General features: G+C 42.8%; 18 protein-coding genes, 1 pseudogene and 1 riboswitch. Of the genes and pseudogenes, 6 read left to right on the top strand and 13 right to left on the bottom strand.

The window, feature by feature from the left end:
• Positions 1–9: 9 nt before the first annotated feature.
• Positions 10–3138 carry an AAA family ATPase gene (locus tag ACIPK1_RS04810; RefSeq protein ID WP_400450038.1) on the bottom strand — a complete coding sequence of 1043 codons (3129 nt, stop codon included), beginning with the start codon at positions 3136–3138 and terminating at the stop codon, positions 10–12.
• A 2-nt stretch (positions 3139–3140) separates the two neighbouring features.
• A complete protein-coding gene (locus ACIPK1_RS04805) occupies positions 3141–4262 on the bottom strand; it encodes an exonuclease SbcCD subunit D (RefSeq protein WP_005236763.1) in 1122 nt (373 codons plus the stop codon).
• 254 nt (positions 4263–4516) lie between these two features.
• Between ACIPK1_RS04805 and anmK the strand changes: the two genes are divergently transcribed.
• The 3 genes and pseudogenes from anmK to ACIPK1_RS04790 all read left to right on the top strand — a co-directional run bounded on the left by anmK (position 4517) and on the right by ACIPK1_RS04790 (position 8204).
• Positions 4517–5677: an anhydro-N-acetylmuramic acid kinase AnmK gene (gene anmK / locus ACIPK1_RS04800; RefSeq protein ID WP_400450036.1), complete on the top strand. Its 1161-nt coding sequence runs from the start codon at positions 4517–4519 to the stop codon at positions 5675–5677.
• 21 nt (positions 5678–5698) lie between these two features.
• The gene (locus tag ACIPK1_RS04795; RefSeq protein WP_008379718.1) at positions 5699–6994 is read left to right on the top strand and encodes a PTS sugar transporter subunit IIC; all 1296 of its coding nucleotides are present in this window, start codon (positions 5699–5701) and stop codon (positions 6992–6994) included.
• 118 nt (positions 6995–7112) lie between these two features.
• Positions 7113–8204: pseudogene (locus ACIPK1_RS04790) on the top strand (DUF871 domain-containing protein).
• Between the two features lie 53 nt (positions 8205–8257).
• Here the strand turns inward: ACIPK1_RS04790 and ACIPK1_RS04785 are convergent.
• Positions 8258–8893, bottom strand: coding sequence for a 1-acyl-sn-glycerol-3-phosphate acyltransferase (locus ACIPK1_RS04785; RefSeq protein ID WP_005229679.1), 636 nt, complete (start codon positions 8891–8893; stop codon positions 8258–8260).
• Positions 8894–9030: 137 nt separating this feature from the next.
• Here ACIPK1_RS04785 and ACIPK1_RS04780 point away from each other — a divergent pair, with 137 nt between their 5' ends.
• Both ACIPK1_RS04780 and ACIPK1_RS04775 read left to right on the top strand, forming a co-directional pair.
• The gene (locus ACIPK1_RS04780; RefSeq protein ID WP_400450034.1) at positions 9031–9765 is read left to right on the top strand and encodes a tRNA1(Val) (adenine(37)-N6)-methyltransferase; all 735 of its coding nucleotides are present in this window, start codon (positions 9031–9033) and stop codon (positions 9763–9765) included.
• Positions 9755–10033 carry a GIY-YIG nuclease family protein gene (locus tag ACIPK1_RS04775; RefSeq protein WP_005236776.1) on the top strand — a complete coding sequence of 93 codons (279 nt, stop codon included), beginning with the start codon at positions 9755–9757 and terminating at the stop codon, positions 10031–10033. Before ACIPK1_RS04780 ends, ACIPK1_RS04775 begins: the two co-directional genes overlap by 11 nt.
• 83 nt (positions 10034–10116) lie before the next feature.
• On the opposite strand, the gene ACIPK1_RS04770 is transcribed toward ACIPK1_RS04775, so the two are convergent.
• Positions 10117–10809, bottom strand: a complete 693-nt coding sequence (locus ACIPK1_RS04770; RefSeq protein WP_008379712.1) for a hypothetical protein — start codon at positions 10807–10809, stop codon at positions 10117–10119.
• A gap of 231 nt (positions 10810–11040) precedes the next feature.
• Positions 11041–11113, top strand: a riboswitch (Fluoride riboswitch).
• 94 nt (positions 11114–11207) lie between these two features.
• On the opposite strand from ACIPK1_RS04770, the gene ACIPK1_RS04765 reads away from it, so the two are divergent.
• Positions 11208–12419 (top strand): chloride channel protein, encoded by a 1212-nt coding sequence (locus ACIPK1_RS04765; protein ID WP_400450031.1) that lies wholly within the window; start codon positions 11208–11210, stop codon positions 12417–12419.
• Positions 12420–12480: 61 nt separating this feature from the next.
• On the opposite strand, the gene efp is transcribed toward ACIPK1_RS04765, so the two are convergent.
• The 9 genes from efp to ACIPK1_RS04720 form a co-directional block, all read right to left on the bottom strand.
• The gene (gene efp / locus ACIPK1_RS04760; RefSeq protein ID WP_400450029.1) at positions 12481–13041 is read right to left on the bottom strand and encodes an elongation factor P; all 561 of its coding nucleotides are present in this window, start codon (positions 13039–13041) and stop codon (positions 12481–12483) included.
• 74 nt (positions 13042–13115) lie between these two features.
• On the bottom strand, positions 13116–14054 hold the full coding sequence (locus ACIPK1_RS04755) for a cation diffusion facilitator family transporter (RefSeq protein WP_400450288.1): 939 nt from the start codon (positions 14052–14054) through the stop codon (positions 13116–13118).
• A 104-nt stretch (positions 14055–14158) separates the two neighbouring features.
• Positions 14159–14728, bottom strand: coding sequence for a DUF2179 domain-containing protein (locus ACIPK1_RS04750; protein ID WP_005236782.1), 570 nt, complete (start codon positions 14726–14728; stop codon positions 14159–14161).
• 362 nt (positions 14729–15090) lie between these two features.
• Entirely contained in the window at positions 15091–18090 is a 3000-nt protein-coding gene (locus ACIPK1_RS04745) for a WxL domain-containing protein (protein ID WP_400450027.1), read from the bottom strand.
• Positions 18091–18499: 409 nt separating this feature from the next.
• Positions 18500–19261 (bottom strand): hypothetical protein, encoded by a 762-nt coding sequence (locus tag ACIPK1_RS04740; protein ID WP_400450025.1) that lies wholly within the window; start codon positions 19259–19261, stop codon positions 18500–18502.
• Between the two features lie 81 nt (positions 19262–19342).
• Positions 19343–21796, bottom strand: coding sequence for a glycogen/starch/alpha-glucan phosphorylase (locus ACIPK1_RS04735; RefSeq protein ID WP_087664323.1), 2454 nt, complete (start codon positions 21794–21796; stop codon positions 19343–19345).
• Positions 21797–21913: 117 nt separating this feature from the next.
• A complete protein-coding gene (glgA, locus tag ACIPK1_RS04730) occupies positions 21914–23347 on the bottom strand; it encodes a glycogen synthase GlgA (RefSeq protein ID WP_087664324.1) in 1434 nt (477 codons plus the stop codon).
• On the bottom strand, positions 23344–24495 hold the full coding sequence (gene glgD, locus ACIPK1_RS04725; RefSeq protein WP_016613233.1) for a glucose-1-phosphate adenylyltransferase subunit GlgD: 1152 nt from the start codon (positions 24493–24495) through the stop codon (positions 23344–23346). The genes glgA and glgD overlap by 4 nt, the downstream gene beginning before the upstream one ends.
• The gene (locus tag ACIPK1_RS04720) at positions 24485–25627 is read right to left on the bottom strand and encodes a glucose-1-phosphate adenylyltransferase (RefSeq protein WP_016613232.1); all 1143 of its coding nucleotides are present in this window, start codon (positions 25625–25627) and stop codon (positions 24485–24487) included. Before ACIPK1_RS04720 ends, glgD begins: the two co-directional genes overlap by 11 nt.
• Positions 25628–25661 lie beyond the last annotated feature (34 nt).

Raw genomic sequence — 25661 nt, 5'->3', positions numbered from 1 at the left:
CTCCTCTCCTTATTCTTTTATTCGGATCCGGCTTTGCCCGCTGCCGTTGGTTTCTACGAACACTTGCTGCAGGATCCTTGCCCGCAGTTCTCGAACATGACTGATGATCCCAATCATGCGCCCTTCATTTTCGATCATTTCTAATGCTTCCATCGCCATTTCCAATGATTCTTCATCAAGCGAGCCAAACCCTTCATCGATGAAAAGTGCTTCGATCTCAATCCCGCCAGCTCGTTGCTGGATCACATCTGCTAAAGAGATTGCTAACGCTAAGGCTGCAATAAAGCTTTCACCGCCTGACAGTGTATGTGCTCTTCTGACTTGACCGGCATTATCGTCATAGATGTCAATTTCTAAGCCTGTTGAGCTTCGATAGCTCCCAACTTTATCCGCTAATTCAAATTGATAGCGGCCACGGGTCAAACGGGACAAGCGTTCATTGGCGACTTCTAAGATCTCCGTCAAAAATTGTTGCAACACATACCGTTCCAAGCTGGTTTTCTTCGTGTTTTCGCCATTGATGGTTTCTGCCAACTGTTGGAGTTGGCCTAATTGGGCAAGTTCTTCGACATTTTTCTGATAAATGGCTTGCAACTCGTCAAATAACCGTTGATTGCTGTTGACCTTCTCCTGTTTGCGAACCGTTTCTTGCTGTAATTCCTCCATCACAGTCTGCAACTGAAGGTAGGTCGTTTCCAATTGGATTAAATCCATTGCCGCCTGCTCTTTTAATTGGGTATCTAGCAATATCAGACGCTGTTGAACAAACGCCGTTTCTTGCTCATAGGTTTTGATTTCTTCTGTCAGAAGGGTTGTTTGAGGAGCTTGGGCAATCAATTCCCGCATTGCTTCTTCAGTCATCGCTGCTTCTTGCAATCGTTGCATCAGCCGTTGTTCTGCTTTCGCCTTGGCGGCTTGCTTTTCTTCGAAAAATTGTTGTACATTCTTCAACTTCTCTGAAAGGATCGCTTGCTGCTCTTTGATCTGTGCTTCTTGCCGTGCATCCGCCTCGATTTGTTGCGTATATTCCCTTAGTAAAAGATGAATTGACGTTAAATCGGCTTGTAGTTGTTGGTAAGTAGCACCAGCAAGTTGTTCTTGCAAAGAGGCCAATTTTCCTGCCGCAAGTTGGCGCGCTTCCTCGGCCTTTTTTGCTTGCTCACTGACTTGCTGATAGGATTCATCTAACTTTGTCAATTGCCCCTTTACTGCCTGATATGTTTTTTGCGCTGCTTCGTAAGAGGAGGCTTTTTGCTGATTGATAGATTGTCGTTTTTTTAATTCCTGTGCAATCGTTTCTTCAGTAAGCTTCTCTTGCGTTTCGAAAGGCTGTAACCTAGCGTATGCCTGCTGAACGTCGTTCCAAGCAGCAGCCGCTTGCTTTTCCGCCGAAACGCTTGTCGCTTGCCATTCATTGATCCGCAATAACGCTTGTTCTTGAAGCGTTTGATTTGCCGATACCTGCTGTTGGACTATCGTCAATTTTTCTTGCATTTGCTCAAGTCTTTGCTCACTCGCAAGAATGTCCTCAATGGGATAGGTCGTATGCTCCTGTGCATTCGGATGATCCAATGATCCACACACGGGACAAGGTTCATTTTCTTCCAATAAAAGACGAAGCCGCGCAATTTGCATCCGAGCATTTTGACTGGTTTCTTGTTTTAGCGTTTTTTGCAGCGCTAGCAAAGATGTTTCTAGTTGCTGTTTTTCAAGGACCAAATCCGAATGAATTTGTTGTTGTTCCCCTGTTTTTTGCTCTGCTTCACGAACCAGTGCCTTTGCTTGCTGCCATTTTTCAATTAGCAATTGTGTTTCAGCTAGTTTTAATGCTTCTGTTTGAAATGTTCTTAACGTTTCAATTTTTTCTACCAGTTGCTGCTCTTGTGTTTTGGTGTTAGCAAGCACTTGAGTAATTTTGGTCAATTTGCCCGTTTGCTGCTGTGCTGCTTTTTCCTGCTGTGCCACTTCTTCTCGCTGCTTTTCTGTGCGTTGCGCCAATGGAATCTGCTGCTGGATCTGTTGGCTTCTTTGATTGGCAGCTTCATGCTTTTTCTTAGTCTCTTCGATCAACGTTCTTTGTTCTTGCCAGCTTACTTGTTGCCGCTGAACATCTTGCAACAGCTGCTTCGTTTCGTCGATTTGCTGTGCTGCTTGCTGCGCTTCATTTACGCGTTCTTCTTTTTGCTGCATAATTTCTTGATGTTCAAGCGCCCACACAAGTTGAGTCAATCGTGCTTTTTTTTGATCGATCTCGTTTTTTTGGGCATTCAACAGTTGTGCTTTTTCTTGTAGTTCTTGCCATTCGATCCGAGCATTTTCGATTTCTTTTGCACGGTAAAAGGCATCTTGCGCAGCTTTCATTTCTTGCGTTGCCTGGTCTTTTCTCTGCAATAACTTTTGAAGTTGAATCTGTTGTTTCTCTAAATCTTGCGCCCATAAAGTCAGACATTCCGCAACCGTTAAAACTTCTTGCACTTCTTCCCATTCAAAACGCTCCATGATCTGCGAAGCGACTAGTTGCTGATGTTCAAGCTTTCTACTTTGTGCTTTGACTTGCTCTTTTAGCCATTCATTAAATTGCTGGTACATTTCTGTACCAAATAGATTTCGTAAAACCCGTTCTTTCTCGTTACTACTGGCAATCAGAAAATTACGAAATTCTCCTTGCGGCAACATCATGATTTGAAAAAACTGTTTTGCATCCAGCTGCAGCAGATCCTTGATAAACGCATCAACTTCTGTCCGTTTACTGATCTGCTTTTTCTCTTTGCCATCGGCGTCAAAAATCGTCAATTGAACTTTTGCCGTTTGGTTAGTGACACCGTCACCACGTTTTTTTGCTAACGTCTGTTCCGGTTTCCGTTGGATCTGGTAGGTAAAACGCTGATGTTCAAAAGTAAACGTGACGCTGGTCTCTTCGGTTGGTGAAGCAAACATCGATCGCATTTCTTTGCCTGAGCGCAGATTCCCCGATGTTTCACCGAACAAGGCAAACGTCATTCCATCGAAAATAGTCGTTTTTCCTGCACCAGTTTTACCGCTGATCAAAAACAACCCGCCAGCTTGCAGCTGACTAAAATCCAATTTTTCATCAATGAATGGACCAAAATTTTTCATTTGTAAAGACTTCGGTTGCATGACTATTCCCTCTTTTCCACGACAAATGCTTCATTTAATCCTTGTTCGATCCATTTGGTTTGTGAATCGAGCAATGAATCTCCCGTCATTTCTTGAAAAAAATGACTGATCAAGGTCTGCGGGTCGGTTTCTCGTGTCGTTAGCTGTCTTTTTTTCGTCTGTTCTCGTCCATTCAATCGTTCGACAGACAAAATAAATGGATAGATTTTTCGCAACTGATTCATCATATTTGGAATCACAGCACGATCCGTCAGCAGAAAATGCCAAAACGCCTCACGATCCAGATCACGGTAAAAAACCGGATCGATCAACTCCTCAAAGGACGCCGTCAGCTGCTGGATATCCCTTTTTGGTGTCAGTGGAATAAATTCATTGGTATCTTTTACGGTATCAATAAGATAGATCCCTTTTTGGTTCGTCCGTTCAGAAAGGGAAAATTTCAGTGGTGAGCCGCTGTACCCGATCTTTGGGTGTTTGAGAGCCGTATTGGCATGTAAATGGCCTAAAACAACCCGATCAAAAGGCGCAAAAGCGGTGGTCGGTACGCTGTCCAATCCGCCAACTTGAATTTTTGTTTCTGAATCTGTTTGGCTAGAACCCGCCACAAAAAAATGGGTCACTAGCACTTGCTTTTTGGACGAGTCAAAGTTCTTGGTCATCTCCTCAATGACTCTTTGTACACTATCAGAAATCTTCATTAATGGTTCATCAAAAAACAAGCGGGCCTCGATGGGTTCGAAATACGGTAGTAAAAAGAATTGTGTATCGTCAAACTCAACCGGGTGCAAACTTTGTTCGATGCTGGTGGACAGGTAAAAGCGTGTTTGTTGAAACCACTGACTGCCGGTTTCTAAACGAGTTGGACTATCATGATTTCCTGAGATAGCCAATAATGGCAGTTCATTCGTTAAATTGATTTCAGCGATTTTTTCATTTAGTAATTTGACTGCATCAACAGCAGGAACCGAACGATCATAAAGGTCCCCCGCAATGACGATGGCATCGACCTTTTCTGCTCTTGCTAGCGCTATGATTTGATCAATGATTGCTCGTTGGTCTTCCAGCAGATCATAGCCATGTAGTTTTTTTCCGATGTGCCAATCAGCTGTATGTATAAAGCGCATTTCTTCACCTTCTTAAAAAATATCCTTCCAATCATTATACCACTTTCCCTGATCGTTAGACATCTCTCTTCCAGCGAAATTTCATTTACCACCCATTTTTGATAAAAATAGCGAACACCTAACATCATTATGTTGAAATGTTTTTTCAATTATAAATTTATATCTTGAAATACAATTACACTTCATTTACAATGAGTGTGAAATCGAATTCAACAATCGCTTTCATCACTATTCTAAAAGAAAGGAGAAACGATATGCTTGCAATAGGACTCATGTCAGGAACCAGTTTGGATGGAATCGACGCTGCTTTAGTAAAAATCAACGGCTGCGGTATCGAAACTGACGTCCAGCTGATGGAAATGCTCACACTGCCCATTGATGAAGAATTGAAGGAACGAATAAAAACTGCTTGTGATCCGGTGGAATCAAATGTTCCCCTCATCTGCCAATTAAATACTGAATTAGGGTATCAATTTTTGAAAGCGTGTCAAATCCTCTGCCAAAAAGCCGGTATTGAAGAAAAAAGCATTGATTTTGTTGCCAGCCACGGACAAACGATCTGGCACTCCCCCGATGCTGATCCAGCGAAAAACAGCACCTTGCAAATTGGCGAACCTTCGATTATTGCTTATGGCTTACAAACGAAAGTCGTCGCCGATTTCCGAGTGATGGATATGGCTGCTGGCGGGCAAGGAGCGCCCCTTGTACCTTATACGGACTATCTGTTCTATCAATCAAACGATAAAAATCGTTTATTGCAAAATATTGGCGGCATCGGCAACGTTACGGTTCTGCCTAAAAATGGTGGCTTAAGCGAATTATATGCTTTTGATACAGGTCCAGGAAACATGGTCATCGATGAACTAATGGTTCAGCTATTCGGTCAGCCTTATGATGCGTTTGGTGAAACAGCCCGAGCGGGAGCAATTATACCCACCTTGCAAAAGGAATTAAGAACTCATTTTTATTTGTCCCAGCAACCGCCGAAAAGCACTGGACGTGAACAATTTGGCAAACATTTTGTGCAGCAGCTAATGACCGAATATCCCCAAGTAGCATCGGAAGACTTGGTGAGGACTTTAACCGATTTCACCGCATTTTCCATTGCTGACAGTTACCAAAGGTTCATTTTCCCTCAGTTGGGAACAAATGATATTGAAGTGATTCTTTCAGGTGGTGGCGCCCATAACCATCTGCTGATTGAGATGATCAAAGGCTATTTACCCGAAACAGTAGCCGTTGTAACACAAGATGACATTGGCGGTTCGAACGATGCCAAAGAAGCGGTGGCTTTCGCCATCTTAGGAAATGAAACCCTTCACAGCCGTGTCAACAATGCCCCTGCAGCAACCGGGGCAGCCCAAGGCGTGATTTTAGGAAAAATCATTCCGAATCCATGGGAAACAATAATGTAAAACATCTTAGGAGGATAAACCATGTTAGATAAATTCACTCAGTTCATCGAACGCCATCTGGCAGGACCGATGGAAAAACTTGGCAGCCAGCGTCATTTGCGAGCGGTTCGTGACGGGATCGTTTCAACATTGCCATTGATTATCGTCAGTTCGTTCTTTATGATTTTAGCCTTTCCACCGCTACCTCAAAGTTGGGGCATCTATCAATTCTTGTCTAGCAATGCCACAACCATCTTATTGCCTTATCGAATGACGATGTACATTATGAGCTTGTATGCTGCATTCGGGATTGGATACAGTCTTTCTCGCTCTTATAAGCTTGATGGTCTTTCAGGCGGGATCTTAGCTACGACCGCCTTCTTACTGACCTTCACCCCGGTCAATATCCCAGCAGAAGCGTTGGATGCTGCCGGAACGGTCGGTTTTGTCTTGCCAATGGCCAATTTAGGGAGTGCTGGTATGTTTGTGGCGATCATCACCTCGATTCTTGCCGTTGAAATCTATCGGTTAACGGACAAATCGAAATTCAAAATCACGATGCCAGAACAAGTCCCACCTGCAGTCGCTCGCTCTTTTGAAGCCTTGACTCCCACTTTAGTGATCATTTTAGGAATGGGCGCGATCACTTACTATATCGGTTTTGACTGGCACACGATCGTGGCAAAAGTGGTCGATCCTTTAGTCAGTGCCGCAGATACCTTGCCAAGTGTGCTTTTGATCACCTTCTTGACGACCTTCTTCTGGTCATTCGGGATCCATGGTGCTTCTATCGTTGGTTCACTGGCTCGTCCATTATGGTTACAGTTGTTAGAAGGAAATACAACAGCGCTTGCATCGGGAGATATGATTCCCAATATTGCAGCCGAACCATTTTATCAATGGTTCATCTGGATCGGTGGGGCTGGTTCAACGATTGGTTTGGCTATCTTGTTAGCGTTTCGCACCAAATCGGAATTCGGTTCAAAACTAGGAAAAACAGCCTTAATTCCAGCTATTTTCAACATCAACGAACCACTGATTTTCGGTACACCGATCGTCTTGAATCCAATCTTGATCCCACCATTCATCATTGCGCCTTTAATCAATGGTGTCATTGCATGGGTCGCCACCTCAGCAGGTTTAGTCAATGCCGTCACGGTCAATGCCCCTTGGACATTGCCTGGACCAATTGGTGCTTTCTTAGCGACTGGCGGCGATTGGCGTGCGATCGTGCTGAATGTTCTTTTGATTCTTTTATCGATTCTGATCTATTACCCATTCGTAAAAATCTATGACAAAAACGAATTGGAAAAAGAAAATCAACCAGTCACACAATAATTTGTTGATAAAGGTCGGACGAAGCACCCATCAAGACAATCGGAAGAAGCGCTCCTCAGCAGCATTTTTCGATACTAAGAGGTGCTTCGTACGATTTTTTTAGAAAGAGGGAAAACCATTGAAACGAGAAATTGGCCTTTCGATTTACCCCGACCATAGCGATCCTTTACTGGATCAAGACTATTAAAAAAAAGCTGCTGCCCTTGGTTACTCTCGCTTATTTATGAGTATGCTAGAAGTCAGTGAAGGCAAAGAGACCGTCAGAAAAAAATTCTCTTCGATTATCGGGTTTGCCAAGAACCTTGGGTTTGAAACGATTTTAGATATTTCCCCAGCTGTTTTTAGTGATCTGGCGATCTCTTATGACGATCTAAGCTTCTTTGCAGAATTAGGTGCGGACGGTATCCGCTTGGATCAAGGGTTTGATGGCAGCAAAGAAGCCCAACTGACCTTCAATCCATTCGGCTTGGCGATTGAATTGAATATGAGTAATGATGTGAACTATTTAGAAAATATCCTTTCTTATCAAGCCAATGAACCTTTTTTATATGGCTGCCACAATTTTTACCCCCAACGAGGCACAGGCTTAACGGAGGCTTTTTTCCGCAACTGCAGTCAACGTTTTAAAAAATATGGGTTGAAAACAGCCGCCTTCATCACTAGCCAATCAGCCAAAATTGGCCCTTGGGAAGTCAATGATGGCCTGCCAACCTTAGAATCTTGTCGCGATTTACCATTGGCGCTACAAGGAAAGCTGCTTTTTGCTTCTGGGTTGATCGATACGGTGATTATTGGCAATGCCTATGCGTCGGATGCAGAACTGAAAGCTCTGGCAACGATCGATCGCTACAAACTGACCTTTGGCGTTTCCGTAGAAGCAGAAGCCAGCGAAATCGAACGGAGGATATTAGCTGAAACCAATCATTTTCGTCGCGGTGACAGTAATGCGTTAGTCGCTCGGTCCACACAATCACGGGTGAAATACCGTCCCATCGAAAACCTCCCTCATACAAACCATGAACCGTTTGCTTATGGGGACATCGTTATCGGCAATGATACCTTTGGTCAGTACAAAAACGAATTGCAGATCGTTTTGACCCCTCACCAAGACGCCCGAAAAAACAAAGTCGGCGCTATCCCCAAAGAGGAGTTGCCTTTGTTGGAATATTTGAAACCATGGACCAAATTTGCTTTCGAATTATTGGATTAAATCATTAGAAAAAAGCCGCTGATCACAAAAGGATCAACGGCTTTTCTTAGGTATTAATCTTCTCTTTTGGACTCATCGATTTGATAAACAAATGACGGATCGATCGCTTGATCCAGTGTGTCAAATGCACCTTGGATGCGCCGTTCCACTTCCGCCAAGCCCTCTTTGTCCATCTTTTTGATGTCACTGATATCGATTGGCTCCCCAAAACGGACAGTCACTCGCTTGCGTTTAAATAAATCCTTTAATGTCAGCGGTCCTTGATAAACAGAGGGAACGATCTTGACTTTGGCCATTTTCGCGATCAACGCCATGCCACCTTTTAAGGCCGTTGCATGTCTCGTACCACTTGGGAACATGATCAAGCTAAGATCGGTTTCCTTCAAGATTTTGACTGGCGTCTTTACCGCGCTCGGTCCTGGTTTGTCCCGTTTGACTGGAAAAGCATTGGCATGAATCAAAATGAACCGTAAAATCGGGTTTTTGAACAGCTCTTCTTTCGCCATAAAACTGAATTTCTTTGGCCGAGCAGCCACTGCTAGGTACAATGGATCCCACCAGGTTCGGTGAGGAGCCACTAAAATATAGTTTTCATTTTTAGGTAAAACCTCTTTGTTTTGATAACGAGCATTGCCGTTGATCAAAAATAATACTACGCGAACCACACCGCGCATAAAGCGAAAAAACATACTCATTTTCCTTTCTATTTCTCTCCTATTCAAGTATGCAAAAAAACGGTTTAAATGACAAGCCTTTTTTAGCGTTTCCCATTATTCTTAATCGTAGTATAATACATTGAAATGAATTTAGAACAGGAGTATGCTTCATGTTGCAACCGAACGAACGCATTGACCAATTGTATGCCGATGACATCAAGATTATTCAGAGTTCCGAAGTTTTTTCTTTTTCATTAGATGCTGTCTTATTAGCCAATTACGCTAGAGTACCAAAAAGAGGTGTGATCGTTGACCTTTGTGCAGGGAATGGCGCAGTCGGTTTATTTATCAGCAGAAAAACGACTGCTCATATTTATCAGGTCGAATTGCAGGAACGCTTAGCGGATATGGCGCAGCGCAGTATCGAATTAAATGACTTGCAAGAACAGCTGACGGTCTATCCTATGGATTTGAAGAATCTCTTTCAAAAAATCAAACCTGATTCCGTCGATCTTTTGGTCTGCAATCCGCCTTATTTTAAAAATATACCGACGGCGATCAAAAACCCGAATCCCTATTTAGCGATCGCCCGGCACGAGATCACCACAACTTTAGATGAAGTGATCCAAACCGCCAGTAAAGCGTTAAAAATGAATGGAAGGTTTGCGATGGTTCATCGCCCGGATCGCTTTCTCGATATTTTGGACCATATGCGCACCCATCGAATCGCGCCAAAACGAGTCCGCTTCGTCTATCCGAAAGTAGGCAAAGAGGCCAATATTTTATTGATTGAAGGAATCAAGGATGGTAAGGCGGAAGGGTTTAAAATTGATTCTCCTCTCATTACCTATGATGAAACGGGCTCTTATAGTCCAGAAGTGAAGGCGATGCTCTATGGCTGCTGACAACCATTACTTTTATGTCTTACGTTGCAACGACCAATCCTTTTACGGCGGCTATACTACCGATTTGAGTCGCCGCTTATTAGAGCATAACAAAGGGATCGGGGCAAAATATACCCGTCCCGCTAGTCGCAGACCCTTGCAAATGATCCATGCGGAAAGCTTTTCCACTCGCAGTAAAGCCACTCAAGCAGAAGCCGCCTTCAAAAAATTGCCTCGCAAAAAGAAAGAGGACTACCTGATCAGTCATAGGAAAAGCAATGTTCTCTGACCAAGCATGCAAAAAACTACCTGCGCACGGAAGTTTCCTTCTTGAGGGAGCTTTCTTTCGTGACTTAGGTAGTTTTTTTATCATTATTCATTCCTATTCGGTAACGCCCATTGGGTTTGACTTTTCCCAAATTCTTTCGGGATCACAGAATCAACGGATTGATATTCGAGGGTTTCTTGGGACTTTGGAATCGTGATTGCCGTTAAATAGTTGTTGGTTTCGGAATAGAAACCAATTGTTTCAAAGGAAGGATCAGTCAAATGGTATTGAACCCCCTGCAGTTTAGCAGTTGTTTCCTCATCCACAAAAGTCGGTTGATAGCGAGCATAGTAAACCTGGGCGCCCATTTTAAAATATACGGAGTTATGAGCAGAACCAAGAAATTCAATCTCCCGTTCCACCGGTATTGCTTGATAGATTCCTAAAGTTTCAATCGCTTCATTGCTTTGGATGCGCTGATAAATTGCTGTAGTATCAGATTCGTAATATTTATAGCCTAGAAACATCTTTTCGCGATCTCGGATATTCGGTGTGATCAGCGCATTATACGTTTTGAATTCACCATACACTTGATCCCCAATAAAAAAACCTAATAGACACGTAACGACTATGCCGCCAAGCAATAGCGTCACTTTTGGGTTGCGGTTTTCTCGATAAAGCAGAACCATCAGGAACCCTAATAACGCAATCAGACCAACTACCATGAGAATTGGTAGGATCACATAATAAAAACGCTCACTTTGCAGCCATTTTTCGCTCGTCATAAATGCAACCATTTTTTATTCCTCTTCGATTCCTCACTACTCACTGTCTTACCCTTGGTCAAACAGTAGAAGGATCGTCCTTTCATCCCTTTTCATGCCAATTATCCTCAAGGCGCTCAATTCCCATATAAGTTCTTATGAGATTAATTTTACCATAACTATGTAGAAAAGATAAGTGTTAGATGAATTGCTTTTCACAACAAACATCCATTGACAAAAGGAGGGTTTTATCAGATAATATTGATGCTAATCGGGAATGAATGTCTCCCTCAGTTCTTACTGAAACCGCAATTTTGCTAATGACTTCTACCACTTTTTTTAGTGTGTAGCAGTCATTTTTTTATTTTCACTAGGTCGTCGTATTTGCAGGAGCATTGTTCCTATATTCTTTTTAAAGGATCGTGATAGAAATGATGAAACAAAAAACAACTAATTGGGAACTGACTGCTTTAGGTGTGGTCAGTCTGGTTATTGGCGTATTCGCTGGAGCCGTCGACACCTTCTTTGGGAAGATCCTACTTTCCTTAAGCGCCTTTCGTGATAGTCATTTTTTGCCCTTGATTCTCTTTTTACCCATTATCGGCATTTGTTTTACTTACCTGTTCCAAAAGTATGGCGATCGGAGTCCTCAAGGAATGAACTTAGTGTTTTTAGTCGGACATGAAGAAGAAAAAGACATTCCGTTGCGCTTGATTCCTTTTGTAATGGTGGGAACCTGGCTGACGCATTTATTTGGAGGAAGCGCTGGCAGAGAAGGGGTTGCGGTTCAGTTAGGTGCCACCATCGCCAATCGCTTCGGAAAATGGCTGCGACTAGAAAAGTACGCCAGCACCCTGATCATGATTGGGATGGCTGCGGGATTTGCTGGTTTATTTGAAACCCCGATCGCTGCGACGTTCTTCGCACTGGAGGTACTTGTCATCGGTAAATTCAGTCATCATGCCCTCTTACCAACTTTGCTGGCTGCTTTCACCGCTAGTACGACTTCTCAATTGTTAGGATTAGAAAAATTTAGTTTTGCTTTGTCACCGTCCCCCGATTTGACTTTGGCTGTTTTTCTGAAATTACTTTTGATTGGCTTACTATTTGGTATTGTTGGTGGCAGCTTTGCGGGATTATTAGAAACGATGAAACGGATCATGAAACGACGCTTTCCTCATCCTCTCTGGCGCATTGGCATCGGTTCACTCGTGCTAGTCTTACTTTTTGTCCTTTTGTATCATGGTCGTTATTCAGGTTTAGGAACGAATTTGATCAGCGCTAGTTTCACGAATCAACCAATCTATTCTTATGACTGGCTGCTTAAGATGGTGTTAACTGTACTGACTATCAGTATTGGTTTTTTGGGCGGAGAAGTCACCCCTTTGTTTGCGATCGGCGCCTCTTTGGGCGTCGTGCTGGCACCGCTCTTCGGACTGCCTATCGAACTGGTGGCAGCCCTAGGCTATGCCAGTGTCTTTGGCAGTGCTACTAGCACTTTATTTGCACCGATCTTTATCGGTGGGGAAGTCTTTGGCTTTGAAAATCTGCCCTTGTTTGTGATCGTCTGCTCCGTCGCCTACTTTATCAGTAAACCCTATAGTATTTATCCCTTACAAAAATCATTGGCAGACGGGAAATGATTCACTTTTGATCCCTCCTCCAGAGCAAAAGAAAAAACCGCGAACAAGTCGCGGTTTTTTCTTATTTCGCACGTTTTAAGTAGGTACCTTCAGCTGTATTGATTTCTAGCATTTCGCCTTCTTCAACAAAGTCAGGAACATTGACAACTAAGCCCGTTTCCATCGTTGCTGGCTTGCCTGAACCAGTCACAGTCGCCCCTTTGATCGACGGCTGTGTTTCAACAACCTTTAAGATTACGCTTGATGGTAGTTGAACGCCGATTACTTCGCTGCCGAAGAATTGGATTTTTACTTCCATGTTTTCAAGAATAAATTTCATTTCTTCTTCAACCACTTCAACTGGAATTTCATATTGTTCATAGGTTTCCAGATCCATAAAGAATGCGGTATCGTCCATTGTATATAGGTATTGTACAGCTTTCGTATCGATATGCGCTTTTTCAAATTTTTCTTCTGGACGGAAGGTTGTATCATAAGTCGAACCATTCCGAACGTCCCGTAATTTCATACGCATAACCGTATTTCCCTTACCTGGTTTGTGATGGCTAGCATCTAATACTTTGATAAGTTTGCCGTCTTGAACGAATGTCATTCCAGCTCTTAAGTCACTTGCATTGATCATAATTTTGAAATCTCCTTCACTATGTGATAATCCTTGTCTATTGTATCAAAAAAAGCTGCTTTATTCTAGCTAAATCAGTGGGAAGGTCGCACAAGTTTACGGCGTTTCTCCATATAGTGAGGGTCATACTCATCTGTCTCAATATAAATATAGACTTTTTTATCTGCCATCTGGTGTCGAATATCGGCTTCAATCTCATTAATGATCTCATAGCCGACCTCTTCTTGTTTCGAGGCAATATCAACTTTTGCCGCAATCAAAATTTCTGATGGTCCTAAATGCACCGTTTTAACATCAATCAAGCGATCAACATCTGGCCGTTCAAATGCTCTTTTGATCACTGCTAGATCCCGTTTTGTGACACTTTCGCCAATCAGTAGACTGTAAAATTCGCGGGCTAAGAAAATGGCTGCTACCATCAATAAAAGACCAATCAATAAACCACTGAAGGCATCAAAAAATGCGTTACCCGTAATCATGGTTAAAATCGTACCAAATAGTGCGATCATTAGGCCGATCATTGCACAAAAGTCTTCTGTGAAAATGATCAGAATCTCACTATGCCGACTTTCTTTCAAAAAACGATAGATTGGTTGACGTTCCACATTCAGTTCGCGGATCTCCTTGATCGCGATCCACAACGAACTTCCTTCAACGATCATCCCGAAAATCAAAATAGCGATCACCAACCAAGCGTTACCAACTTCATGGGCAGGATGCAGCAGCTTTTCTACCGCTTCCATCACACCGAGTGCGCCCCCACCAAAGAAGAGCATCATCGCAACGATCGTGCTAAAAAAATATTTCGCCCGACCTTCTCCAAACTGATGCAGTTCACTTTGGCCCTTTGTTGCCCGTTTATCCCCGATCAATAAAAAGATTTGGTTGCTACAATCCACGACACTATGAATGCTTTCATTCAACATGGCTGCACTGCCACTTAGTGCATAACCGACAAACTTACTAATAGCCACCAAAATATTTGAGATCAGGGCAGCGATGACCGCCATCATACCATTTGCTTTCTTTTCCACACCTTACGCTTCCTCTCATCAATAAATTCCCTGTCTTTTACTCTGCTATTCTTCTCAAATGAATCACGGCTGACTGAGTTTCTTCAATCAACAGGTGCTTGTTTTTTCAACTTTGCTTCTCGGCGACTGATTTTTTTGGTCCAAAATCCACCTGAGATATACTTGGGTTCATAGCTGATGATAAACGCTCGTTCTTCCACCGCTTTGATGGTTTGATAGAGCTTTTTCTCACTTTTTCTTTGGGAAAGAATCTCTAAAATCAGTCGTGGCCCTTCTAAGCCTTCTCCATAACTTTGTGTAACTCCGTAGCCTTCTTGTCGTAAGATCTTAGGCAAACTTTTTTCCTCATCCGTATTACTAGGTAGGATCACTGTGACCATTGTATAGCCCAGAGCCAGCTTATCTTCGATTTTGATACCAATACTGACTCCTGCAGCATAACCTAATGCATAGAATAAGAGATTCAGCGGGTTGTCCAAACGATCCAATACCATAGATAAGCCTAAAATATAGATCGTGATTTCGATCATACTCACTAATGGGGCAATCACGCGATACCCTTTCATTGTCAATAAAAATCGCAGTGTGTTCAATGTAACATAGGCGAGATTGATAAAGAAAATCATCGCCAGCATTTGTAGATCAACTTCCATCTTTGATTCCCCCTTGTTCTTAGCATATCAAAAGGCAAGAGAAAATTAAAATATTTGAGCAGGATTTAATTACTAAAATAGCTAAATAAAATTTATACTGGGGAAGATATAGTGCTTAAGTGATTTCATTGATCACTACCATGTCATGATTTTGCTCATTGGTCCATTGCCTGTGGTTTCACTCTCTTCTATTGATCGAAAAGCATATCCACCAAAGTGGGAAAATCAATTTAAACCACCGCTCGTCTGTTTCAGACAAAAAAGAAGTCCAATGGCAACTGGACTTCTTTTTGTCTGAGCAACTTTTACAGTGTTCGATCATATTCACGATTGCAGAACATGCTTACTTGTTTTCCAAGGGGTTATTCGTCAGCACCAGGTACGAAACTCAGCTCCCAACGAAGGGTTCCTTGATAACTTGTTGCTTGCGGCCTCGCGCCAATAGGGATTTCCAGCTCGACACTTTTTTGCATGGTATGCTCGTTTCCATAGCGTTGAATCCAAGTACCCGTCCCTTGATTTTCATTGGCACGTGCAATCACTTGGTTCTGCGGTCCTAGCTCAATTGCTTCAACGTAGTCTGGTGCTTCAGAGCGATTTTCTTTAGAGGTGACCATTTCAATATTATTCAAATGCACACTCGCTCCTTTTAAATAGTGCTTAAACGCATCCGTGCTTACGAACCCTTTCTCAGATAATCGGGCACTCAAGGTCCAGCCATTTGGGAGAAATCGACGATCGGAAACCTGAATATAGTTTGGTCGTTCGGTTGATTCATGATCATCCACTGAAGAAATTCGTTGCGGACGCGCCGGATAGCGGCTTGTCGACGAGCGAATCGGTACTGTACCAAAATCGAATTGTGAAACAAAGTCTATACTGATAAACCCGCGATTTTCTGGTATCAATGGTGGATTTTCAGGTAGAATTGGTTGATCAGGATCAAGGGGATCTTTTGGGTCAACGTCACCAATGGGTTCCACAGTGGTTGATGCTTCTGCCCATTTACCATCAAGAAATGCCTGAGCGGTGACCACCTCACCTTGAGTAAAATACTGGAAAGGTTCTAAATCAGATAGATCAAGTAAATAATGCCCGTTTTCATCCGCTTGGGTGTGAAAATACGTGCTATTGCCAGCACTATCGACTGTCGTTTCAAGCGTCGGTTCTGGCATCAGTCCCTCTCTTTGGAATCGAAGGTAGCTACCAGGATTGGCGGTTCCCGAAATCGTATAGGCATTAGGTAAGGTTCTATCTTCTGTCAAAGGATCGATGGTCACCGTGATGTCTGGGATTCTCTCAAATAATAGACGTTGTGAACGAGAAGCAAACTGCGAGGCAAACCCTCGACTTGTTTCCTCATTCAGTGAAGATACATTGGTCACATTGGTGTTGGTTCCGGAAATCGCCGCAGTCATGGACAGAATCGGTTGCCACTGAAAATCAGATGGATCTCCTGTATTTCCATGCCGCCACTGGCGAATCGCCTGATTCTTTGCAGTGATTCCTCCCCCTTCAATTAGACCATTTGTTGTGGTCGTTATCGGGCGGGTTCTTTGCAAATTGACACGCTTGGCATCGTCGATCGTCAATCTTGCGGGATTGTTGGCACCGCTAAAGAAAAGTAGGCGTTGGACAGGTTGTGGGCTGTCCGTAAGAATATCTAAGGTAGCATCTTTGCCTACGTTGAGATTGCCAGTCGTGCCAGAGAAGTGGAAGATATTTGCGGTTGTATTTTGATTTGTTGCTTCAACCTCTAAGGTGCTGCTGTCTTCTAAGGTTACATGAGTATTGGCACTCAACCAGAAAATATGACTATACAACGTTCGGTTTGTAGCAGTAACTGACAAGCGACTTTTTTCCATTAAGCGAATATCATGGGGCGTGCCTGATGTGATGACTGCCGGACTGTTGTTTTGTGTATTTAATGCCAATTCCGCACCTTTTCCTAACTCAATGCGTCCATTGCCAGCGACAAAGCGAATATTGGCGCCGCCTGCTTCGCCAGCTGAACCGTTGGCATTTAATGATAGTCGGGCATTATTCCCTAGTATGAGACGCGCGTTCGTATTATAAAAATCAAGATTTCCTGAGCTGATCGTCGACATTTCGACGTTTGCTCCCTCACGAAGCTCGATTTGGTTGATTTCAAAATTCGCTTGGGTGTTCGAGTGAATCATCCAAGAAGCATTGAAGTCTGATGTATATCTAGGCGTTTGGTGTGAAACCGAATGTCCAGAAAAGCTGGCTCGAGAGTGCAACCCGTAAAACAACTGATTGCCAGTATGGTTGAGATTGTGGTACCGAATGATTGAACGCTGCTGATTTGACATGTTCAAATCATGATATTCAATTGCCCCCCAAAAGTTTCCATGGTAAAGTTCCAAATTTTGCAAGGTAATGTCCCATGGGGAATCAGGATTGACACTCGAATCGCGGAAACAGATCGCTACGGCTCTAAGATCCATCTGAAAGGTGTCGAGACCATCGATGATTAACGTTCTTGAAACTCTCGAGGCATTGATATAAACATAGGCTAATCCGCCATTAGGATTGGCGCTGCTGCTCCAGCCGTCAATTCCCGTAATGCCTAAACGAGGATTATCGTTCGTTTGAAAACTGGCTGTCAAATAAATATAATTGACCGTCGGATCGACCATTGCAGCCATAAATTCGACCCAGTTAGCAACCCCTCTCTTTTTTACGTCGTCGCCTAACAGATATAGATTGCCAGGATCTGACTCTGATTCGTCAGGAATCTGGCTTTCTATTTCCTTCTCTTTTGGTAATTGATCCTCTTTGTCCTCTTGATCGAATTGGTCAGTGGAGTCACTCGAATCGGTTAGCGCATCCTCTTGTGTATCCGTAGGGTTTGTCTCCCGTGCTTCCTTTATTTCAAGTATTATCATTGATTCTGCTACTTCAAATGGAAACGCCCCTGCTGTATCAACTACCAATGGAACCAAAAAATCACTTCTAGGGATATCAGTCGTTAGTTTCCAACCATTCTCTTCAGTGGTTGACGTAATTTTGACTCCCTTTGGCAACTCCTCTTCAACAAAAACCGCAGATTGCGGCAACCGGATCGCTATTTCACTAATGGGACGGCCCGTATGAAACGCAACTAGTAACATGTCTCCTACAGTCCCGGCTTTCGTTGATTCATCAAAATAAATGGCAACTTTTCCCTCAGCCTCTTTCTCTCGTATCGGTTCGAATGGGTCACTCGCAACCGTTTCTTCCTCCAGCTGTGCAGCAAAGAAAATGTTTGAAGAAAACACACTCATGGTTGAAAAAAAGTAGAGTCCTCCAAGTAAGCCAATAATGATGGTGAAATATACCTTTCTCTTTTTCTTGTTCATTTGTTGATGCCCCACCTTTCAGCGTATCTTTCCCTTGAAATCGATCATGGATCAGTCCTTCCCAAAGAGCAGCTTTAACCATCAGGACGCTTGCTTCCTTTTTTCAATTACGGCTGATCAGAAAACCACAATCCTGCCATCGATTTTAAATGACAAAAGAAATCGCCAATTAAAATAACAAACATTATAAATAACGATGGTTTTGATCGTTTCACTTTATTCTATAGCCCACGCTATTGCTTAGTAAAATCAGAATATTCCTCAGTCGGTGAAAAATGTAATTCGACTAAGTATTTTGTGAAATCGGCAGTTTCAGCACACAAAAAAAACAGCTAGATGTTCGCCATCTAGCTGAAATCATTCATCGTTATGCTCAAAGGACTACTTCTATTAAAAGTAACTGTCTCTGCTATTTAGAACGAAAATAGCCATTTGAAGATTCTGCTTGTTGATCGTCTTCAATCATTCCTTTTAATGATCGATCTAAAACGGACCGTTTTTTCTCACCATTTTTTTTATTGTTGGCTCGAAACTCGCTGCGTGTCATCCCAACAGAGGGGTGGCGATTGAATTTTTTGACGGTTGGATCGCTTTCTTCTTTGACTTGATAAGCTGCTGGTTCAGTGTCAAATAACAAATAACTTTCTTGTTTTTTTGCCATTGCATCCATCAAATCGTTCGGCGTAATTTCAGGTTTTTGCTCATCTGGAATAATTGATGCAGGAATATATTTAGGCACGAAGTAAGAGCGTCCCGAATATTCTTTTTTTGAAGAAACAGGAACCTCAGCTTTTTCCTTCTTACTAGTCACTTGATAAGAAGAATGGTTCGCTTCTTTGCCAAAAAAATTGGTTTTTCCTGTCGGCATCTGCTCTTTCACCGGACGTTTTCCGTACTGAGGCAAGTTGGCACGGTGATTGGCAAGCTCTTCTTTTTGACGAACATTGTGCCCTCGATCGCGTTGGCTGGACTGCACTTTACGCTGCAAAGATTGACTTTCTTCCTTGTGAGAATGACTCACGGGATCTTTGATTTCGGTTAAAATCCAATCATCTGCTTTACTGAATGCGGGGCGATGCTCGGATTGAAGCTTCACACCGTCTGTATCATCATAAGCAGGAAAACGGAAGTGTTTTCGTTTCACATCTAAATAATTTGCCACTGTACTCATCCTCTTACATGCATTTTTTTCATCATACCACAAATAAAAGAGAATTTCACGAAAGACTGCGCCATTTCAACCGAAGTCGCTTCAATTGTCTCCCCTTGGAGGCACTGACTCCGTCAAACTTGCCGCATTTGGTTCTTTGATATGGGCAAATAATGGATCGATCTGCCAAATATCTGCTGCATAATTTCGCACCGTTTCATCCGCCGAAAACTTCCCAGCATTCGCAATATTCATTAGACTGATTTTTTGCCAGCGATGAGTATCTTGATAAGCAATATCCACCCGATGCTGTGCATCACAATAGGCGTGGAAATCTCTTAATAAAAAGTACTCATCATTGTATTTCAAAAGTGAATCAAAAATCTCGCGGCCTTCTACTTGAATATTGGGGATTGTCCCGTCAATAAAGGCATTGACTACACGTTGCAATAGTGGATCTGACTCATAATACGCATAGGCAGAATAATTACGCTGGGCGTAATACTGATACACTTCTTCTTCGGTTAGCCCAAAGATCGCGATGTTTTCATCACCGATTGCATCTCGAATCTCAATATTGGCACCATCTAAAGTGGCGATCGTTACTGCCCCATTTAGCATCAACTTCATATTGCTTGTCCCAGAAGCTTCTTTGGAGGCCAATGATATTTGTTCACTGACATCCGCTGCTGGGATAATTTTTTCTGCTAAAGAAACGTTGTAATTTTCTAAAAAAACAACCTTGATTTTATCATTGATGGTTTCATCATAATTGATCAGATTCGCCACTTCATTGATGACTTTAATGATCGATTTTGCGTAGTGATAGCTTGGTGCGGCTTTGGCACCAAAGAGAAAGACTCTTGGATGAAACGCAGCAGTTGGATCGTCTTTGACCTCAAAGTAGAGCTTTAGAATATGCATAAGATTTAGTAATTGTCGTTTGTATGCATGCAGACGCTTGATCTGCACATCAAATATTGCCGTCGGATCTACTGTGATGCCCGTTGCTTTTTGAATGTACTGTGCTAGTGCACGCTTGTTACTCATTTTTGCGTCGGCAATTTGTTGGAGAACAGTTTCGTCCTCATAATAGTTTTTGAGTAGTTGCAGGTCTAATGGATCATTGCGCCAGCTTGTACCGATGGACTGATCCAATACTTTGGCTAACGGTTGATTGGCTAGCTGAAGCCAACGCCGTTGCGCGATGCCGTTGGTCTTATTGTTGAAACGGGCAGGATAAATAAGGTAAAAGTCATGGAGTACCACTGATTTTAGTAAATCAGAATGGAGCTTGGCTACGCCATTGACACTGTGGCTGCCGATGATCGCGAGATGTGCCATATGGACTTGATCATCAATAATGATTCGTGTCCGTTCCAGTAAGGCTTGCGGATGGACCCCTTGCATCGTTTCCACAAAACGGCGATCAATTTCTTTGATGATCTGATCCATTCTCGGCAAAACTTCTTCAATCATGCGCACGGGCCATTTTTCTAAGGCTTCCGCCATGATCGTATGGTTCGTATAACTCATGACTTTCACGGTGATCGACCACGCTTGTTCCCAAGCAAGACCTTCTTCATCAACTAAAATGCGCATCAGTTCTGGGACGCAAAGGGCTGGGTGCGTATCATTGATGTGGATCGCTACTCGTTCACTCATCATGGCCAAAGGTAAATTCAATTTTTTATAATAACGGACGATACTTTGGATCCCTGCAGACACAAAAAAGTATTCTTGCATCAGCCGGGTCCGTTTGCCTGTCTCATTGGAATCATCGGGATACAAGACCGCTGTCAGATTTTCCAATGCTTGCCGCGATTCTAGTGTCGCGTAGTGCGCCTCATCTTCGGCAGGAACCTCAACACTCCATAAACGCAAGGTATTGAGATGGTGATTTTGGTAGCCAACCATTGCTGTATCATAAGGAACCGCCCGCCAGGTAAAGCCACCTTCATAAACTGGGGCTAATTTCCCGTCCTCTCCGTTAACGAGATAGACATGGCCCCCGAAACGAATAGGCACCGCCTTGCTTTCTTTGCGGACTTCCCAAACATTCCCCGAACGCAACCAGTCATCGGGCAACTCTACTTGATGACCGTCAATAAATTTTTGTTTAAATAATCCGTAGCGATAGCGGATCCCATTGCCATTTCCCGGCAAACCTAAAGAAGCCAATGAATCCATAAAACAAGACGCTAAGCGACCGAGTCCCCCGTTGCCTAAAGCCATGTCTTTTTCCGTCTCTGCAACATCGTCAAGTGAAACCCCTAACTCTTCAAAAACGGCTTCCGCTTGCTCCAACAGCTGCATATTTAACAGATTACTCTTTAACATTTTGCCGGGTAAAAATTCGATTGAAAAATAATACGCTTGTTTCTGGTCCTCCAACAAGAGATTTTTTCTGGTCTGGCGCCAGTCTTCTGAATACATTTGCTTCACGACATTGGCTAGCGCCTGAAACAATTCCTGCGGTGATGCTTCATCGATCTCTATCGCAAACAGTTCGTGCACGTTGGTTTCTAACAGATCACGCAATCGTTCTTTTGTCATAGGGTTACACTCCTTTATGCTAACCGTTTATAAAAAAGAAGAATTCTTGCCGCCAGAATGGCTAGTCATACAACTAGCCGCTCTGTTGCAGACAAGGATTCTTCTGTCTTAAAACAATCAAACTTTGATATTATTATACAACTCAACATAAAGATCTGAGCTTTGATTCCAGCTAAAATCTTTTTTCATTGCTTGCTTGACTAATGCCGTCCATGTTGTCGGATCCGATTCATATAATTCAATCCCCTGTTTTAAGGCATTCATCAAGTAAAAAGGTGAAAACTCTTGGAAGCCAAAGCCGGTTCCTTGTTTCGTGATCGGATTATAGGAATCCACCGTATCTTTCAAGCCACCGATTTCATGAACGATCGGTAATGTACCATAACGCATCGCGATCATCTGCGATAGTCCACATGGTTCAAAAGCCGAAGGCATCAAGAAGAGATCCGCTGCTGCGTATAACTTTTGCGCCAATGCAATATCAAAAGAAATCGCGGCAGCACATTTGTCAGGATATTTCTGCGCAAAGTAGCGAAAGCCTTCTTCAAAATCATGTTCGCCAGTCCCTAGTAAGATGAACTGAACATCAAACTGCAAGAGGTTTTCCATTTCTTCAAGAACTAAATGGAACCCCTTTTGAGTGGTCAAACGACTAACAACGGAAATCAGCGGAACCTCTTTACGAGTTGGCAAGCCAAACTGTTCTTGTAGCGCTCGCTTGTTTTTAGCTTTTCCTGATAAATCCTCGACACTGAAAGGATAGTCCAAATGAGGATCGGTTTCTGGATCATTCATTTCATAATCAATTCCATTCAAGATACCGCTTAGCTTGCCACTTTCCATGCGTAAAATGACTTCAAGACCACAACCAAACTCAGCTGTTTTGATTTCTTCACTATAGGAAGGACTGACGGTCGTGATGCGGTCCGCATACAAGATTCCTGCTTTCATAAAGTTCAAGCAATCGTTTAAACGCAAGGTTCCATCATCATATCTTTCCGTACCCATCCCAAAAAGATCCGGTAAAATATCGCGACTATACCACCCTTGAAACCCAATGTTATGGATCGTCAAAACGGTGCGTATGTTTTGATACGCTTGGATCCAATGATATTTTTCTTTGATCAAGAACGGAATCATCGCCGTATGGTAATCATTGACATGTACGATGTCTGGAATAAATTCAATGCGTTCCATCATTTCGATCACGGCTAATTGGAAGAAAGCAAAGCGTTCCCCATCATCATAAAAATCATAGAGCCGTTCGCGACCAAAATAGTAGAGATTGTCTATGAAATAATAAGTCACAGCGCCTAGAACTAATTTTTTGATCCCACAATATTGCTTGCGCCAGCCGACCGCCACTTCAAAGGAAAAACATTCTTCCATTTGGTCTTGGTATTCGGCAGGCATTTTCGTGAAATAAGGTAAGACGACAACTGTCTCGACGCCTTTTTTGACCAACTCTTTTGGCAATGCACCTGCAACATCCCCTAACCCGCCTGTTTTAAAAAACGGAGCGCACTCTGCTGCTGTAAACAAAACCTTCATGCGCTTGCTCCTCCGATTACATCTTCTGTCACATGAGAATTCTTCTTAATGACAATCGGGGTTTCTTTGGTTCCCTGCACTTTTACACCTTCTGCGATGGTTACATTTTTATCTAAGATCGCATAAGAGACTTCGGCACCTGCTTTGATTTCGTTATTTCCGAAAATGATCGCGCCTTTGACTTTTGCCTCAGGATGGATTTTCGTACGGCGAGCAACCAGTGACTGCTCGACAGAGCCTTCAACGATGCAACCAGAAGCAAAGTGGCTATTTTTCACCTCAGACGTTTCCGAGTAATAGGTTGGTACTTCATTCTTCAATTTGGTATAGATTTTTTGATTCGAATAAAGCAATGAGGTGAATTTATGCACATCTAGCATGTCCATATTTGTTTGATAATAAGAAGAGATATCATAAATGTTACTTAAGTAACCAGTGTACTCATATAGGCCAGTGTTCTCCACAGAGATCATCTCTCGTAAAAATTGACCGAGATCTGCCGTTGCGCCAACTTTTTGCCCTTCTTTAAGAGCCGCGATCAGACGATCCGTTTGAATGATAAAAATATCCGTACACAAGTTGACTAGGGAGCCAACTTCCCCTTTTTTCGCTTGGATCGCTTCTTCTAAGTGTCCTTCACTGTCAACATTAAACAACAAGTCACTTTCAGAAACATTGTCACTGCCGATGCGTTTATACACCACAGTCATTTCATTGCCTTGTAGTTGATGAATTTTCAGCAAAGCACGCAAATCGATGTTGCATAAGATTTTGCTGCCCATAAATACAGTGTGATCTGATTTTGATTTTTCCAAATAGTCAATGACGTTATAGTAGTACTCTTGCCCTTCGGCTTGCTTTTTCAATGAGTCTTGGAATAAGTGGATAAAGAACCGGTTTTGAACACCGTCCAAGTTCCACTCTTTTCCACCACCGATATGATCAAAAACTGACTGGGTCTCTCCTTCATTGAAAATCATGTAGACTTGTTTGATGTTGGCATTTTCAATACTTGAAAGATTGAAATCCAACAAGCGATATTTGCAGTCAAACAACAAGGTCGACAGCGGACGATTCTCCGTTAATGGCATCAAGTCTTGGTATCGCTGTAGGTTCCCTAAAATTGCACACATTTTATTAGTTCTCATCAATCGTCACCCCTAAAATTTCAGAATAGCCGACTACGGCAATTTCGTCTGTTCCATCGATCTCTGCGTCGTCACCAATCACTGCATTTTCCCCAACGATCACTCGATTTAATTTGACATTTCTGCCAATCACCGCTCCAGGCATGATTACGCTATCTTTGATAGTCGAGCCTTCTTTCACTTGCACGTTCTCTGATAAAATACTGTGCTCGATCTCCCCAGCAACATAGCAGCCGTCCATCACAAGCGAATTTTTAGCAGCACCGGTTTCAGTTACAAAGTGCGGTGGTGCGATTGGGTTTTTGGAGAACACTTGCCAGCTTTTATCCCGGATATTCAACTCCATAGCTGGATCAATAAATTCCATGTTGGCTTCCCACAATGAATCGATCGTTCCTACGTCTTTCCAATAACCAGAGAAGCGATAGGCAAAAACGTTGTCGCCGCTTTCTAGATAAGAAGGAATCACATGTTTCCCAAAATCGACCATTTCGCCGTCTTTTGTGTAGTTACTCAATAGCATACTGCGTAGACGACTCCAATCAAATATATAGATCCCCATCGAAGCAAGATTGCTTTTTGGTTCGGCTGGTTTTTCATCAAATTCGATGATGCGGTCATTTTTATCAGTATTCATGATCCCGAAACGAGAAGCATCTTTCATCGGAACTTCGAGAACTGCAACCGTCAATGAAGCATCATTTTCTTTGTGTTTTTCCAGCATTTCTTCGTAATCCATTTTGTAGATATGGTCGCCGGACAAAATCAAGACGTATTGCGGGTCCATCTCATCGATATAGGCGATGTTTTGATAGATGGCATGGGCAGTTCCCTCAAACCATTTTTCGCCTTCTGAATTTGAATATGGCTGTAAAATCGTCACACCGGTACTGATTCCATCCAATCCCCAACTGGCGCCATTGCCGATATGGTTGTTCAGTGCTAAAGGTTGGTACTGCGTGACTACACCCACATTTTTGATTCCAGAATTGACACAATTACTCAACGTGAAATCGATGATCCGATACCTGCCGCCAAACGGAACTGCTGGCTTGGCAATATTTTTTGTTAGTTTCCCTAAACGAGTCCCTTGTCCTCCTGCGAGGATCATTGCTAACATTTCTGTTTTCATTTTGTTTGGTGATCTACTCACCGTTCCCCCTCTA

The sequence above is a fragment of the Enterococcus sp. NPDC086594 genome (assembly GCF_044746145.1).
In the GTDB taxonomy this organism is placed as follows: domain Bacteria; phylum Bacillota; class Bacilli; order Lactobacillales; family Enterococcaceae; genus Enterococcus_D; species Enterococcus_D entomosocium.
Note: the sequence above shows the minus strand (reverse complement) of the source record. Positions and strands in the feature narration are given on the sequence as shown.